Origin of the sequence: Levilactobacillus brevis, from assembly GCA_021383565.1 — a bacterium.
GTDB classification, from domain to species: Bacteria; Bacillota; Bacilli; order Lactobacillales; family Lactobacillaceae; genus Levilactobacillus; species Levilactobacillus brevis_B.
In genome coordinates, this window is sequence record CP079699.1 from 834,184 (window position 1) to 851,291 (window position 17,108).

Consider the following 17,108-nt stretch of genomic DNA (forward strand, 5'->3'; position numbering starts at 1 on the left):
ACAAATTTATTTATGCCAAACGAAAACGGACCCCCGACAGAGGGTCCGTTTTCAATAACAGGTTTATCTCAAATTAAAGCGCGTTGGAAGCACCGTGGTAAACGATACCGCGACGTGAGTCAACAGTGATCAATTCACCATCGGAGATCTTTTCGCTGGCACCAGTAGCACCAACGATAACAGGAATCCCCATGGAGATACCAACAACGGCTGCGTGAGAAGTCAACCCACCGTTTTCAACGATTACGGCGCTAGACTTTTCGATAGCTGGCAAGTAGTCCTTGTCGGTGTTCTTGGCAATCAAGATACCACCTTCAACAACCTTAGCGTTAGCATCGGCAGCGGAGTTTGCGATAACGGCCTTGCCGATTACCGTGTCATCACCGACACCTTGGCCTTGAACTAACTTTGAACCGATCAATTGGATCTTCATCAAGTTAGTCGTGCCGCGTTCGCCAACTGGCACACCGGCAGTGATTAAGATCAAGTCGCCTTCCTTGGCCAAACCAGTTTCAACGGCCTTGGCAGCAGCTAAATCAAACATAGCGTCCGTGTTAGCTGGCTTTTCGGTAACGATTGGGTAGACACCCCAGTTAACCATCAAACCACGACGGGTCCGGTCGTCAAAGGTAACGGCTAAGATATCAGCATTTGGCCGGTACTTAGAAATCATCTTGGCAGTGTAGCCGGATTCCGTAGCTGCAACGATAGTCTTAACGCCTAATTCGTTAGCAACCCGGGCAACGGAAGCACCGATAGATTCCGTAACGTCACCGTTATCGAAGTCTAAGTTGTCACGGCCAAATTCTGCCAAAGCATTTTCAGCCTTGATATCGATCCGGTTCATGGTAGCAACGGATTCTACAGGGTATTCACCGTTAGCACTTTCACCAGAAAGCATGGTTGCGTCGGTACCATCAAAGACGGCGTTGGCAACGTCAGAAGCTTCGGCACGCGTAGGACGTGGGTTTTCTTGCATGGAGTCCAACATTTGGGTAGCGGTGATAACTGGCTTGCCTAAGATGTTGCACTTCTTGATCAAAGCTTTTTGTACCAAAGGCACGTTTTCCGTTGGAATTTCAACACCCATGTCACCACGAGCGACCATCAAACCATCGGAAACCTTGATGATGTCATCAAAGTTGTTGATACCTTCTTGAGATTCGATCTTAGGGAAGATTTGAACGTGTTCCATGTGCTTTTCTTCGAGGAGTTCACGGATGTCCATGACATCTTGTGGCTTCCGAACGAATGAAGCAGCGATGAAGTTGATTTCGTGGTCCAAACCAAAACGAATATCATCGGAGTCCTTTTCAGTGATCCCTGGTAAGTTGATGGAAACGCCGGGAGCGTTAACACCCTTACGGGAACCCAAGACACCATCGTTTTGAACCTTAACAACTAATTCCTTAGTTGCATCGTCTTTGGTTTCAACGACAGTATCTAATAAACCATCATCGAATAAGACGTGGCTGCCTTCGTGGACGTCATCGTATAAGCCAGGGTAGGTAACAGCAATCTTTTCCTTGGTACCTTCGAGTGATGCATCCATGGAGATCCGGAATACGTCGCCGGTATGGAAGTCAAGCTTGCCACCCTTTTCAACAGTCGTCCGAATTTCGGCACCCTTAGTATCTAACATGATACCAACGGTCTTACCAGTAATCTTTTCAGCCTTGTGGACCTTTTCCAAACGGTCTAAATGTTCTTCATGGTCACCGTGTGAAAAGTTGAACCGGAAGATGTTGGCGCCAGATTCGATTAACTTAACAATCGTATCAACGTCAGTACTTGCAGGACCAAGGGTACTTACGATCTTGGTTTTCTTCATTAGAAAAATCTCTCCTTTAGAATTGGCCGAAACGGTCACCAATCTCGTTAAAAATTGGCATGCCAAAAGTTTCGGCTCAAATTTGATTCCAAAATTATTCTATCACTTTTGAAAATTTATGTCTGCTATGTTTATCGATTTTTCGCCACTTTGTACACAATTTCTCAAAGTAAGCGTTTTCCCTTACCGCTCGGGGTTGAAAACCCATGAAAAGCTGCTCGTTTTATAACCTGGTAGTTATTATAAAAATAATTTGGTGATTCACCGCTGGACAAATTTTACGGCTGTTATCTAAAAAAATTACCACCCCGCGTCTGGTGCCACGGGACGGTAACTTTCAGAAGGATGTTTCACGGTGAGTGTGTTCCTCACTAGGCTTGGGCCGGTACCGGAATGGTGAAGCCCAAGTCGGCAATGTCTTGGTCGAACGTCTTCACGGTGTCCACCGATACTTGGAAGGCATCCTTACCGAACTTGTCGAGCTTGTTCAAGATCTTGGGCGGCACCGTGATGATGTCACAACCGGTCTCGTCGGCCTGAACCACGTTGATCGATTCTCGGGTGCTGGCCCACAGGAGTTCCACGTTAGCCTTGCCGTGGCACAGCTCCGCCGACTGCTTCATCAGCGGTAAGGGGTCAACGCCGGTATCGGCGACCCGACCGGCAAAGACGGAAACGATTCCGCCCGTCTTGGCATTCAGGGCATCAACCGCTAATTTAACCTCGGTCAACGTGGTAATTGCCGTCACGTTCACCCGAACACCGGCGGCCGACAATGCACTGATAACCGCCGTATTGTCATCCCCGTTGGCCCGGATAATCGGCACCTTCACGGCCACGTGTTGACCTAAACCGGCCAAAACCTTGGCTTCGGCCAGCATACGTTCCGGCGTGTTGCCAAAGACTTCAAAACTGATCGATTGGTCCGGGAACGTCGCGACGGCTTCCTTAGCGAAGGCCAGGTAATCCGTAATCCCGGCAGCCTTCATCAGGCTGGGGTTGGTCGTAAATCCTTCGACCAGTCCCTTGGCAGCGACGGCCTTCATATCCTCGAGTTGGGCCCCATCGGAATAAACTTTTACGTTCAATTTCATTAAAAAATACCTCCAAAGTCATCTTATCTCGTTCATTGGTATATATAATACAGAACTTGATACGAATAGTCTAGAGGTATTTTTAGTTAAATTGGTCTATCCATTTTTATACACGATATTGCCGACCCCCATCAGGCGCTCCAGCGGTCCCTTTAACTGCGGATCCGCCGGAAGCCACTGGGTCTTAGGCAGGAGGCGTTTCTGATCGGTTTGTGGTTGGTACATAATCACCGGCACGGTCCCGTTATGACTGCGTAAAAGTTGGGCCAACTGCTGGGCCACCGGGCGTTGATCGTGTTCGGCATCCACCCGAATAAACCACCGCTGGCCCGACTGCGCCGTTGCGGTCGTCGGTTGTAAATTCTCTGCCAAATCCAATCGATCCGCAACAATCTGCAGTCCCCGTTGCTGCTCCACCTTACCACGGACCACGATCACTTGATCCGTCTTGAGCCACTCACTGGCCAAGCGGTACTGGTTCGGAAAAACGGTGATGCTGACATCGGCGGTCTCATCGCTCCCAGTCACGAAGGCCATGGGCTCGCCGCGCTTGGTCCGAATCGTTCGAATCCGCGTGACGTACACCACCACAGTCACCCGGGCATTAACCGCCAGATCACTGATGGTCACGGCGTGCAGGCGCTGGGCCAGCTGTTGAAATTGGGCAACGGGATGACCCGACAGGTAGGCGCCGAGGACGGCCTCCTCCTGCGTCAACTTGGTCATCAGGTCGAAGTCTGGCTTACGAGTTACCTTAGGCGCTAGCGCCGCAAACAATTCCACGTTATCGCCGGACAGCTCCACACTGCTCAAAAATTCTGGCAGAGCCGCGATCAACTCGGCACGGTTATAGCCGAAATGATCGAAGGCCCCGGCGTAGACCAGCGCATTTAGCAGGTCGGCCTTACGGTATTTGCTATCAATGCGTTGCAGGAACTGGTGCAGGTCACGATACGGGCCATGCTCATGGCGGTCCGCCAGGAGTTCACGAAGAAAGTCGCGGCGAACCCCCTTGATCGAGCTCAATCCGAAGATGATTGCCCCATCGCGGAGGTTGAAGTAGGCCGAGGACCGATTGATGTCGGGCGGTAAGATGGTCACCCCGTGGCGTTTGGCCTCGGTCAGGTACAGCTTGGTCTTAACCGGCACGTTAATCACCGAGTTCAGCAAAGCCGCGTAGAACGGTCCTGGGTAATGGGCCTTGAGGTACGCCAGCTGGAAGGCCAGCTTGCTATAGGCCACGGCATGCGAGCGGTTGAATCCATAGTTCGCAAAACGATCCATGTAGGCAAAGACCTGTTGGGCCGTCTCGGCCGCGTACCCCAGCTGCTGGGCCCCGCTGACAAACTTCTTCTGCATGGCGTCCATGGTCTGCTTCTTCTTTTTACTCATGGCCCGCCGCAACAGATCGGCCTCGCCGAGTGTGAAGCCCCCCATGGCGCTGGCTACCTGCATAACCTGTTCCTGATAGACCAGAACACCATAGGTTGGCCCCAGAATAGGCTTCAACGCATCGGCCGCGTACGTGATTGGCGCCTGACCGTCCTTGCGTTTAATAAAGGTATCAATATTTTCCATGGGTCCCGGACGGTACAGGGCGTTGACCGCTGCGACCAGTTCGAAACTATCTGGTCGCAGCTGACGGAGCACGCGCTTGATGCCGGCCGATTCAAATTGAAAGACCCCATTCGTCTCGCCCTGAGCAAAGAGCTTCAGGGTCGCGCCGTCATTCAGGTCGATCCCGTTGATGTCCAGCGACTGTCCGGTTTGTTTCTTAACCAAGGCCAAGGCGTTAGCCAAGATACTCAGATTCCGCAGGCCCAGAAAATCCATCTTCAGTAGTCCCACCGCTTCAACGGTGTCTTTGGGATACTGCGTCATAAGAAGCGACCCCGCCCCTGGCTGTAAGGGCACTAGATCGGTTAAGTTTCCTTGGCTCAACACGATTCCGGCCGCGTGCGTCGAATAATTTCGCGGGAGCCCCTCGAGCTTGCTGGCCGTCTCATACAGCAACTTGTTTACCGTGCTATCGGCGACGAGATTCCGTAGCTTCTGGGACTGCTGGTAAGCTTCAGCCAGCGTGATGTGCAGCTGGTTGGGAATCGCCGCACTCCAATCGCTCATCTGGTAGGGCGCCATCCCCAGGACCCGGCCGACGTCGCGTAACGCCGCCTTGGCCGCCAACGTCCCAAAGGTAATGATCTGGGCGACCCGGGCGTGACCGTACTTGTCGTGGACGTATTCCAGCACCTGCTCACGCTTGTCGTCCGGAATATCTAAATCGATATCGGGCATCTGAGCCCGCTCCTCGTTCAAGAACCGTTCAAATAAGAGATTGTACGCCAACGGATCAACCTCCGTGATGGCCAGAACGTAGGCCACCAGTGAACCGGCGGCCGAGCCCCGGCCCGGTCCCGTCTGAATGTGGGCGCGGTGCGCGAAGTTCATCACGTCCCAGACAATCAGGAAGTAGTCGTCAAACCCCATCCGGTGAATGACCCCTAATTCGCGTTCTAAGCGCTGCTGATAGGGTTGACTGTCCACGATACCATTGGCCGTTAACCGTTGCTGGAGCCCTGTTACACATAGCTGGTGGAGGTACGCCTGGGACCCCTGCTGATTGGGCGTGGGAAATTGCGGCAGTTGGGGCTGTTGAAATTTTAGGGTCACATCGCAAGCCGCGGCTACCGTTTCAGTAGTCGTCACGGCCGCCGTTAAGCCAGCGTTAGCGAAACGTTCTGCCTGTTCCGCAGCCGGCCGCAACCAGTGCGTACCCAGCGTCTTCTGAGCGGCAGGGAGGTCGTCAATCACCGCCCCGGCATCGATCGCCCGTAGCACGGTCACGGCAAAGTGGTCCTCGCGGTTGAGGTATTCAACCGGGGCGATACCCACCAGTGGCACCTGCGTGGCGACTTGAAGCTGTTGCAATTGCTGCCGCGTCGTTTCCGGCAGGTCGGGACTGATGCCCACGGCCACCCGTTGCGGCAACCACTGCTGGAGTTGTTGCACCACCCGTGTGGCCGCAACGGCGTCTTCAATCGCGAGCAACTGATGAATCTCGCTATCCAGCGGGGCAATCACGTTTAGATGGGTCAAGTTTGCCGTTTGCTGGCGCAGATCGACGGGCTCTCCCGCCACCTGATAGGTCGTGGACAACTGCATGAGCTGTTGATAGCCAGTAAAATCGCGCGCCAAAAAGATGAGGTCGGTCGGTTGAGTCGCATCCCCCATTGCCTGAACCGTCAGCGTTAGTCCCAAGATGGGCTTAATTCCCGCCGCTTGACAGGCGTTATAGAAGGCCACCACACCGTACATGACGTTCTTATCTGTCAGGGCCAGTGCGGTGTACCCGCGATCCTTAGCCGTCTGTACCAGCTCGGGTATCCGATTGGTACTCTGCAACAGGCTATAGGTGCTCATGACCTGTAATGGGACAAACATCCTGTCCCCTCCTTTCGTGATGATTAATTATCGCTATTATACCAGAAAATTGGGTAAAAACCGCGTTGGCGAACAACTGTTTGCTTGGCAATTTTCACGGCTCCCAGTAAGCTGACTTCTAGGGGGCACCTGACTGCTAACTCTAGCCTAGTTGTGGGCGGTGCTAATCGTGACACTATCCCTGCTTAACCCGGCTCACCGCCCCCATAGAAATTGAATCAGCACGCGATCGACCTGCGGATTCTCATGTAGCTTACTGTGGCGTGCCAATTTACCGGTGAATTTATGCACCCGATACGACTTGGCCCGCGGCGTGACCAAGTACTTGAGGGCCAAGCTGGAGACGTTGGGTACGGTACCGTCCGTGTGATGGCCGATGTCGCCATACAGGTTGAGCACCCGAACTTGGTCCTTCGGCAGCACACGTCGTAACCGCGTCATGTCTCGGTAGGTGGCGTTCATGTGATTGGGTTTACCCGCCGCGTTGAGCTTCAGGTCGGCCGGCTGTTTGATGGCCGCGGGCACATCGCGGAAATTTAGTCCCGCAAAGTGGCCGGCAATGTCGACTTGCTTACGTAGTTTGGGTAGCTGCCGATGGCCACCATTTGCCAAAGAATAGTAGACCAGCGAAATATTCCCGAGAGAATGGCCAACCATATTGATTGACTTCACGTGATACTGCGCTTGTAAGGCGCGAACCACGTGCGTTGCCCACACCCCGTGCTGCCGGTAATTAAGTTGCCGGTTATCCGCGTAATTAACTTCCACAATGGGGTTGACGGCTCCCGGCTTAATTCGTCCTACCAAGCGAACTTGCCCGTGACGATCGACCATGGCACGAATAATGGTGTTGGTGACCCCAGCCTTCTTCGCCGCTTGGGCCATGTGGGTCTCGGCCCGGTAGCTACTCCCACCGCCGTGAAAAAATAGTGTGGGGGTCGGCGACTGAACGTACTTGTCGGTGGCCAACCGGTGCGCACAACCACTCAGTAATCCCGTAATGACCAACACCCCAATTAAAATAAAACTTGATTTCAACCGCATTTTTCATCCTCCTCTGTCGACGCTGACTTGATAATACCAGCTTAGAGTAGGTTGAAGGCAAGTAAAACCGTTGGCGATGTCTCAAATGCGGTTGCTCATATCGTCGTAACGCTGGCCACTAGAAAAACTGCCTGCCAAAATTTAGGCAGACAGTCGTTGTTAATCAGATAAATTTTACGATCAGCGGATGCTTGGTGACAAGTGAGCTTTATGCACGCGTCACGACTAAATTTTCACGCTCATGACACCCTTCCAGCTCTCTTCACATCTGGTCTCAAACCGCAACTGGCGCTTTCTTACAATTCTTTATGTCAGCAGTGGTTCAACTTTCACCTCAACATTTTTATAAAATCCATCATCAGCCCGACGACTTTAATCCTCCGGCGTCTGAACCGTCTTCACCTGTAGCGCGTGTGTGAAGATTAACTGGTCATCGGCCACGTCGATCGTGATCAGACTGTTAACGGGGATGTCACCGGCAATCAGTTGCCGCGCCAGAGGCGTTTCCACGTGGGTCGTAATGAATCGTTGCAGCGGTCGCGCACCATAAGCCGGCAGGTACCCCTTCTGAGCAATCCAAGCTTGAGCGGCCGGTGTAATCGTCAGGTCAAGCTGTTGCTCGTGGAGGCGTTTGGCCAGATGCCCCACCAGTTTCACCACAATCTGCTGAACGTCGGCTAACGTCAGGGGCGTAAACATGATGGTCTCGTCGATCCGGTTCAAGAATTCCGGCCGGAAGTGGGCTTGCAGGAGCTTTGCCACCTGTTCTTGCGCGCTCGGCGCGATGTGACCCTGATCGTCCGTCCCCTGTAAGAGCAGTTCCGAGCCCAAGTTAGACGTCATGATGAGGATCGTATTCTTGAAGTCCACGGTCCGTCCCTGACTATCCGTCAGCCGGCCATCGTCTAAGACCTGCAAGAGGAGGTTAAAGACGTCCGGATGAGCCTTCTCCACTTCATCGAAGAGCACGATGGTGTACGGATTACGCCGTACGGCTTCGGTCAGCTGACCGCCTTCCTCGTAGCCCACGTAGCCGGGTGCCGCCCCGACTAACCGCGAAACGGATTCCTTTTCCATGTACTCACTCATATCGATCCGTACCATGTGGTCCTCGCTATCAAACAGATTCTCGGCCAAAGCCTTAGCCAACTCGGTCTTCCCGACCCCGGTCGGCCCCAGAAACAGGAAGGACCCCAATGGCTTCGTCGGATCTTGCAGGCCCGCTCTGGACCGGAGGACGGCATCGGCCACGGCTGAAACGGCCTGGTCTTGGCCAACCACGCGATCGTGCAGACGATCCGCCAGCTTCAGTAGCTTTTCGCGTTCGCCCTGAACCAACTTGGTCACCGGAATCCCGGTCATGCGGCTCACAACGTTGGCAATTTCATTTTCCGTAACGGATTCGGAGACCAACCAGTCCTGTTGCTGATCTTGCTTTTCCAAATCAGCGAGTTCCCGTTCCAACCGGGGGATGGTCCCATGCTGAAGCTCGGCGGCCTTGTTCAGATCGTACTGGGATTCGGCATTCTCCAGGTCGCGCTTGGCCCGATCCAACTCGGTCTTCTTGGCCCCGACACTCTTGATAGCCGTCTTTTCTTGGTTCCACCGGGCACTCAGCTTATCGACCTTTTCCTTGGTATTGGCGAGTTCCTTGGTCAGTTCCTTGAGGCGGGCCTGCGAAGCCTCGTCCGTTTCCTGCTTCAAAGCTGTCTGTTCCACCTGCATCCGCATCATTTGTCGCCGGGCCTGATCCAGTTCGGTCGGCGCGGAGTTCATTTCCACCCGAATCGACGCCGAGGCCTCATCGACGAGATCAATGGCCTTATCTGGTAGGAAACGGTCGGTCAAATAACGGTCGGACAGTTTGGCCGCCGCAATCAGAGCGTTGTCGTGAATCTTAACGCCGTGGTGGATTTCAAAGCGTTCGCGTAAGCCCCGTAGAATCGTCACGGTGTCCTCGACGCTCGGCTCATTGACGACCACCCGTTGGAAGCGCCGGGCTAGGGCCTTGTCCTGTTCCAAATACTTGCGGTACTCGTCCAATGTGGTGGCCCCAATCAAGTGGAGTTCGCCTCTGGCCAACATTGGTTTCAGGAGATTCCCGGCGTCCATGCTACCTTCACTCTTGCCGGCACCGACAATGTTGTGAATTTCATCAATGAACATGATAATCTGCCCATTACTCTTGGTGACTTCCTTCAGGACGGCCTTGAGTCGTTCCTCGAATTCCCCGCGGTACTTGGCCCCGGCGATGAGTGACCCCATGTCTAAGGAGAAGATGGTCTTATTCTTTAAATTATCGGGAACATCCCCGCGGACGATACGTTGGGCCAGGCCTTCCACAATGGCGGTCTTCCCAACCCCAGCTTCCCCGATCAGCACGGGGTTGTTCTTGGTCTTTCGCGAGAGAATCCGAATAACGGAGAGAATCTCCTCGTCCCGACCAATGATCGGATCAATCTTGCCACTGCGCATGGCCTTTACCAGGTCGATGCCGTACTTTTCGAGGGCCTTGTACTGGTCCTCCTGATTCTTTGACGTGACCCGTTCGCCACTGCGCAACTTTTCGACGGCATTACGCACCATCTGTTCCGTGATGCCCTGCTGCTTCAAGTAGTCCGTGAGGCTTTCCCCCGACAGCTGCATCAGCGCAATCATCACCGTGTCGATGGCTAAGAAGTCATCGTGGTACTTATCCTTGATGGCGTCGGCCTTCTGGAGCAGATCCGTCAGGTTGCGGGAAAATTCTTGCCCATACTGTACACCGCTACCGGAGACCGTACTGATACTGTCCAATTCCCGGTCGAGTTCCCCGTCCATGGCCGTGATGTCCACGCCGGCATCGGCCAGAATCTCACGCCCCAGTTCACCCGGTTGAATCAGGTATTTAAAGAGGTGGGCGACCGTCACGGCCTGATGTTTGCGGGTCATGGCAATCCGTTGCGCCTCGCCTAACGCTGCCGTTAGGGCTTCCGTCATATTTTCTGGATTCATCGTGAGTCCTCCTTGATTAATTATTTATTTGTTAGCATGCTTTCTTCATCACAACAGCGACCCCGTGTCATCCAAAATTCAAGGGTCAAAAAAGAGGCAACCCTTAGGTTAACCTCCATTTTTCATTCATATTCTAACTGATTTTAGCCAAAATTCAAAATAATTTGACCAATTTTGACTAATTAATTTAAGCCTGTTGTTCGGCGAGTTCCGCAATCTTAATCACAACGTCGGTTGCCTGTTCCATGGTTTGTTCGGAAACGTATTCGAACCGACCGTGCATGTTTTCCCCACCGGCAAACAAGTTCGGCGTTGGCAGGCCGAGGTAGGAAATCTTGGAACCGTCAGTCCCCCCACGAACTGGGAAGATCAGGGGCTTGATGTTCAAGTCTTCGAGGGCTTCCTTGGCCAAGTCGACGACCGTCATGTCCTTTTCGATGACTTCACGCATGTTGTAGTACTGGTCCTTGATGGTGACCTTGACGCGATCGCTACCGTAGTCCTTGTTCAATTGATCGGCCACGCCTTGGAAGAGCTTCTTGCGGTCTTCAAAGATTTGGCGGTCGTGATCCCGGATGATGTAGCTCAGATGAGCGCTGTCCACGGTCCCGTTCATGCTGTACAGGTGGAAGAAGCCTTCGCGCCCTTCGGTATGTTCTGGGCGATCATGCGCTGGCAAAGCCGCGTGGAAGTCCATGGCCACTTGCGAGGCATTGACCATGACATCCTTGGCTTCAGCCGGGTGCACGTTGGTCCCGGTGATTTCGACCTGTGCGTCGGCGGCGTTAAAGGTTTCGTATTCCAATTGACCCAGTGGACCCCCATCGACCGTGTAGGCGATATCGGCGCCGAAGTCCTTGACGTCGAAATGGTCAGCGCCGGTCCCGATTTCTTCATCGGGTCCCAAGCCAATTTCAATTTCACCGTGCTTGATTTCGGGATGCGCCAGCAAGTATTCGGCAGCGGCCATGATTTCGGCCACCCCAGACTTGTCGTCGGCCCCCAACAAGGTACGCCCATCCGTGGTAATTAGGGTGTGGCCCTTGTAGTTCTTCAGGTTCGGGAAGACGGCTGGATCCAGCGTATACTTGCCGGCGTCGTCGAGCTTGATGACGGACTTGCCATCGTAGTTTTCCACGAACTGTGGGTTGATGTTTTCACTGTTAAAGTCGGCCGTATCAAAGTGAGAGATGAACCCAATCTTCTTGACCTTTTTATCGGTGTTGGCTGGTAAGGTGGCGTAGACGTAGGCACATTGTGAATTAATATGTACGTTGGTCAAGCCGATTTCCTTCAAATCTTGCACCAAGCCTTCGGCGAACTTGGTCAGCTCAGGGGTGGACGGAATCGTCCCAGAGTTAGGGTTAGAACGCGTATTGATCTTGACGTACTTCAAGAACCGGGGAATCAGGTTTTCATACTTTGCCAAAATAAATCACTCCTCAATTGAATTAACTTACATTTTCAGTGTACCCGTTTTCACGGCTAAATAAAAGTGAACGGGTCGGTATTTAATTGCGAGGCTACCACGGTGATGGGCCAGTTGTTTTCGGTCGCCCACTGGGTAAAGAGCGCTTGCAGATGCGGCTTACAAATGCTTTCGATGTGGTGACCGGGATCGACCACGTTCAAGCCCGCCGCAATCATGTCGTGGCCGGGATGATAGGAAATATCCCCGGTCACGTAGACGTCGGCGCCCTTTGCTAACGCCGTCTGGTAGAACGGCCCTCCGCTACCACCGAGAACGGCTACTCGCCGCACCGGCGCATCCGGCGTGTGACTAATGAGACGTAGACCAGAGACGTTGAAGATGCGCTTGCAGTCCTCGGCAAATTGGCGCACCGTGGTCGGCTGAGCCAACGTCCCAATCCGCCCCATCGTGATCTCAGGTGTGGCCGTGACCCCATTGCTGGGTACCAGGCCCGCGACATCGTGAAGGCCGAGTGCCGCCGCCAACCAATCATTCATGCCATTGGGGGCACTGTCCAGATTGGTATGGGCGCCGTAGACCGTGATGTGATGCTGGAGTAAGGTCGCGTACATCTTATTCTGCGGTACAGCCAGGTCCAGGTTCTTAGCGGGATGAAACATCATGGGATGGTGGGCAAAGATAAAGTCGGCCCCGATCGCAATGGCCTCGTCCACAACTTCGGGCCGGACATCTAGGGTCACCATGACCTTGTGCACCTCGGCATCCAGATCGCCCAACTGCAGGCCCACCGGATCGCCGGGTTCCGCCCACGTCTTCGGAGCAAACTGTTCAAATCGATCGACTAACTCACGCACCAACACGTTGCAAGACCTCCTCAATCTCTTTGATTTCCGTTTCTAACGCCGCGACTTTCTCCGCCGGTACGGCCTTAGCCGACTTCACCTGTGCCAAGACCTGCTGGGTGCGGGCCAATTCACGCTGCCATTTGGCGATAAAGATGGCGTTGTGTTCGGCCAACAGATACGGGCCAAAACGAAGTTGTTCCGCCGTATATTGTTCGGGTTGGGCGGCTTTATCGGCCACCAGAATCTCGTAGTCGTGGCCGTCCTCCGTCACAATCTGTTCGGTCACCAGCTGGAAGCCGTGAGTCATCAAGAATTGACGCACGTTGCGTTCCCCCACGTTAGGTTGAAGGACCAACCGTTTGACGCCCGCTAACCGCCGGAAGTCCTGCGTCAGGATCTGGGCAATCAGTGTGCCCCCCATCCCGGCGATTACCACCGTGTCAATGTGGTCGCTGGCCTTGATCGCCTGTAGGCCATTGGCCAGGCGCGCCGTAATCCGGTCGCTGAGGCCCTCTCTTTCAATTTCATGTTGCGCATTTTCAAATGGGCCCTTGACGACCTCGCCGGCCACGCCGCCGACAATCTTGCCGCGCTTTGCCAGGTTGACCGGCAAATACGCGTGATCGGTGCCAATGTCCGCCAAACGGCTACCCGCGGGGACGTATTCGGCAACGGTGGCTAACCGAACCGATAAATGGTCTGCATCCATTCACACATCTTCCTTTCCAATTTTTTCATTAGTCTAAGTATAAGCTAGTCCGCGCTGCTTGAATAGCGGGAAATGATCCGCGACTCAAAATTAGTGGCTTTCGGCAATGTGGTGACCGTCTTACCGGTGACCAGTGGCATCAGTCTCACCTCAAAATCTTTCACTCGTCATCCCAGATAGTTTCAGCGTGCTGGCACCGTCGACCAGGACTAGAATCGTATTTTCAAATTCACAAACTCAAAATAATTCCCCAAATCGTGCAACAAAATTGCCAAAATTTACATTAGTAATAAATAGAGGGTACCGAAAAAGTCCGCTCCACCAGCAGGCAGAACGGACTTTCTCTTCATATCAGAACTAATGTTGATTAACGGTTACGACGCGTCGACTTTTCTTCGCGTTCTTCGTCCGCTTCGTTCTGGGCCCGTGCCATCTTAGAGTATGGATACGGGTAGGTAATCTTCATGACGGCTGGCATCACGATTGGTAGCAGGATGACTAACAGGATAATCCCAATAATCACGGCTAACGCAATCTGAATCAGCGTCATAACCCCGGAAGGAATCAGTGCGGCGAACGTCCCACTCAGGATAACCCCGGCGGACAATACGACCGTCCCAATAACCGTAGCGGCGCGCAGCATCTTTTCGCTGGTAGCGCCCGGTTCGTGGAGAAATTCTCGGTACTTCCGCATCAGGAAGATCGAGTAGTCCACCCCTAGCGAAATCAGCATGACGAACGTGAAGAACGGCGTGTTCCACGTCAGCATGTCCGTACCCAACAGCGGATCGACCAACCAGTGCACGATGGTCAAGGCGCCGGAGTAAGCGACGACCAAGATCCCTTCGATCACAATTGGTTGAACCAGCGAGCGGGTCACAATCATCAACGCGATGAAGATCCCGGCTAACATGATGATGACCGTCCGCGTAAAGTCACTGGAGGCCATATCGTTGATGTCGTTGGTCTGTGACGTGTTGCCGCCAAAGGCCACTTCGGCATTCTTCAGGCTGGTCCCGGCCAGTGCCCCGTTAACGACCTTTTCCAACTTCGGCAAACGCGCCATCGCGGCCGCCGAGCTGGGATCATCGTTTAAGACGACGGTCAGCTTGGTAATCTTACGATCGGGTGACATGTAGGTCGTCAGTGCCGGCTTAAACGAACTGCCATGCAACTGTTTGCTTGGAATGTAGAACGTTTCGGAAGCTGCCGACTTTTGCAGGCCCTTTAGGTAGCTGTTGGCCGTCCCGACCCCGGTAGAGACTTGCGTCAATCCGGTCGTGGCCGACGTTAAGCCCTTGCGCAAGGCCGTTAGCTGCTTACTCATTGCGGCCATTTTTTCGGCCATGGTCTGGTTCCCCGCAGCGACTTGGTTCGCACCGGAGACCAGCGTCGGCATCTTACCGTTAATAGTAAACATGGCACCGGACAGCTGGCTCGTGGCACTCGCCAATTGACTGGATTGGGCACTCGCCGTCTGTAAGGCGGTTGCCGCACCCGGCAAGACCACATTCGACTTCTGGGCCAAGGTCGCCACGGCACTCTGGAGTTGACTAGTGGACCCTTGGAGTGCTTGGAGTTGACTGGCTACGGTCTGATCGGCCGCACCAATCGCTGAGGCGTCACTGCCGATTTGTTTCAGCGACGTGCTTAACGTGGATTGCAAGGCACTTTGCGCCGCGCTCTGCTTCTGCAGGATGCCGGCCAAAACCGTCTTCTGAGCGGCCGACAACGGTACCCCTTGTTGACTAAAGGCTGCGGCCACCGTGCTGGCACTCATGCTTGGCAGGTTCTGGGTGGCACTCTGCACCTTCGCCAGCTGCGAGGCGATGTCTTGCGTACTGTTCTTGATGGTCGTTAGCGACGCGGTCACGCCGCTAGTGCTAGTAGAACTATTCGACACCTGTGCGTTCAACTGCTGAATGGCCGCGTTCAGTTGCGGCAGTGCCGTTTCCAATTGGGCTAGCTGGGCCGCTTGTTTACCCCCAGAGGCGGAAGAAACCTGACTGTTCAGCGAGTTCACGCCAGTAGAGACTTGGGAAATGGCACTCTGCAGCTGTTGCGTCCCGGTGCTGACTTGCTTAGCGCCGGTCGCCAGTTTGTTGGCATCCTTGACGGCCCCACTGACGTTTTGCTTGCTCAGGGAGCTGTTAGCCGACTTTAAGCCCTTGTTGACCGTATTAACCCCTTTTTGAGCCTTGGCCAATCCGGTCGTCACGGTGCTCATTTGATTCCGGACGTACAGCTTCTTGATGGCCTTCCCACCCGGTTGGGTCACGGAAGCCACCGTCTTAACGCCCTCGGATTGTTGAAGCTGTTTGGTTAACCGGTCCACAATCAGTAGCGTCTTTTCATTATCCATCTTGTGTTTACTTTGAATATAAATGGTCGTTGGTTCAGCCGTCCCCTTGGAGAAGTGTTGCTGAACGACCTTGAATCCTTGCTTAGCCGGCACATTGTCGCCAATTTCGACTAAGTTATCGTAGTCCAGCGTCCCGTGAGACGTCAGGGCCAGTGGGATAAAGACAATCCCGGTCACGATCAGCGTGATGACCGGCCGAATCATGGCGTGCTTGGCCATGCCGTGCCAGAGACGACTATCGCCTTCACCCTGGAACTTTTTGATCGGCCAGAACATGTAGGGACCACAGATGGCCATGAAGAATGGGTTCAACGTCAGGAGAACGGCCAATAAGACCACGACGCCCACGGCAATGCCGACCGCTGAACGGTACAGTGAGAAGTTAGCAAAACCCAGCACACTCATCCCAATGAGGACGGATAAGCCGGAATACAGAACCGTTCGGCCACCGACCTTAGTCGCTTCCTTGGTTGCCGTGTACCTGTCTTTGCCGCTCGCCAGTCGCTCACGGAACTCGTTATACAGGAGGATGTTGTAGTCCGTCCCAATCCCGAAGAGCACGATGACGATGAAGACTTCCGTAAAGTTAGAGAACGGGAAGTTGAAGCGGTTGACCAAGTTGGCCACCACGGAAATCGAGGTGATGACGGACACCGCCACCGTCAGTAATGAGAATAACGGCGTAATCGGTGAACGGAAGACCAACCAGAGCACTAAGAAGATGAAGATAGCGGCAATGATTTCGGTCTTTTGGACCCCGGCCTGCGTGGCGTCGGAGAAGTCTTGGTTCAAGACATCCGCCCCGGTCACATAAGTCTTGACGCCGCTGGTCTTGGCCAACTTGGTAATCTGATCTCGAATCTTCGTCACCGAATGGCTAGAAGACTTATGGACGTTTAGCTGAAGTAACTGGGTACTCTTGTCCTTGGAGATCAGTTGGGAAGCGGCCGTAGAACTGTCGCTAGCCGCGGTCACCGAGCGAATCTCATACTGGTCTTCGTGATTCTTGATACGGGTAATGGTGCGATCAATCTGGTCATTCTGCGAGCTGGTCAGCTTCGCATTACCATTACTAAAGACCACCACAACCGCCGTGGTGCCCCGTTGCGAGCGGCCCCACTTGTCTTGCATGGTCGTTGCTCGGGTACTTTGGTAGCTACTGGGAACGGTAATCTGTCCCTTGTCCGCCACCAATTTACTCATGTTGGGAATCGTAACGATAGCCAGGATCACAATCACTAGCCAACCAATCACGTTCCAGATGTAATGCTTATTCATCCAACGCACAGTGAAACCTCCTTGACAATTTTGTTTTTTTTCGAATGGACCATTCAGACTTGCACTGGCCGCATCCGC

The 17,108-nt window shown here is 53.7% G+C and carries 9 protein-coding genes; all 9 read right to left on the reverse strand.

Going from position 1 to position 17,108, the window contains the following annotated elements:
• Positions 1–73: 73 nt before the first annotated feature.
• The 9 genes from pyk to KB236_04020 all read right to left on the reverse strand — a co-directional run bounded on the left by pyk (position 74) and on the right by KB236_04020 (position 17,039).
• A complete protein-coding gene (pyk, locus tag KB236_03980) occupies positions 74–1,831 on the reverse strand; it encodes a pyruvate kinase (protein UIF29901.1) in 1,758 nt (585 codons plus the stop codon).
• 371 nt (positions 1,832–2,202) lie between these two features.
• Complete coding sequence (locus KB236_03985) at positions 2,203–2,925, reverse strand: transaldolase (GenBank protein ID UIF29902.1); 723 nt, start codon at positions 2,923–2,925, stop codon at positions 2,203–2,205.
• Between the two features lie 96 nt (positions 2,926–3,021).
• Positions 3,022–6,366: a DNA polymerase III subunit alpha gene (gene dnaE, locus KB236_03990; protein UIF29903.1), complete on the reverse strand. Its 3,345-nt coding sequence runs from the start codon at positions 6,364–6,366 to the stop codon at positions 3,022–3,024.
• Between the two features lie 195 nt (positions 6,367–6,561).
• The gene (locus KB236_03995; GenBank protein ID UIF30283.1) at positions 6,562–7,404 is read right to left on the reverse strand and encodes an alpha/beta hydrolase; all 843 of its coding nucleotides are present in this window, start codon (positions 7,402–7,404) and stop codon (positions 6,562–6,564) included.
• A 378-nt stretch (positions 7,405–7,782) separates the two neighbouring features.
• On the reverse strand, positions 7,783–10,404 hold the full coding sequence (gene clpB, locus KB236_04000; GenBank protein UIF29904.1) for an ATP-dependent chaperone ClpB: 2,622 nt from the start codon (positions 10,402–10,404) through the stop codon (positions 7,783–7,785).
• Positions 10,405–10,591: 187 nt separating this feature from the next.
• Positions 10,592–11,833 (reverse strand): peptidase T, encoded by a 1,242-nt coding sequence (pepT, locus tag KB236_04005; protein UIF29905.1) that lies wholly within the window; start codon positions 11,831–11,833, stop codon positions 10,592–10,594.
• 56 nt (positions 11,834–11,889) lie between these two features.
• Entirely contained in the window at positions 11,890–12,696 is an 807-nt protein-coding gene (locus KB236_04010) for a Nif3-like dinuclear metal center hexameric protein (protein UIF29906.1), read from the reverse strand.
• Positions 12,683–13,390, reverse strand: a complete 708-nt coding sequence (locus KB236_04015; protein UIF29907.1) for a tRNA (adenine(22)-N(1))-methyltransferase TrmK — start codon at positions 13,388–13,390, stop codon at positions 12,683–12,685. The genes KB236_04010 and KB236_04015 overlap by 14 nt, the downstream gene beginning before the upstream one ends.
• A 367-nt stretch (positions 13,391–13,757) precedes the next feature.
• Positions 13,758–17,039, reverse strand: coding sequence for an MMPL family transporter (locus tag KB236_04020; protein ID UIF29908.1), 3,282 nt, complete (start codon positions 17,037–17,039; stop codon positions 13,758–13,760).
• Positions 17,040–17,108: the final 69 nt, after the last annotated feature.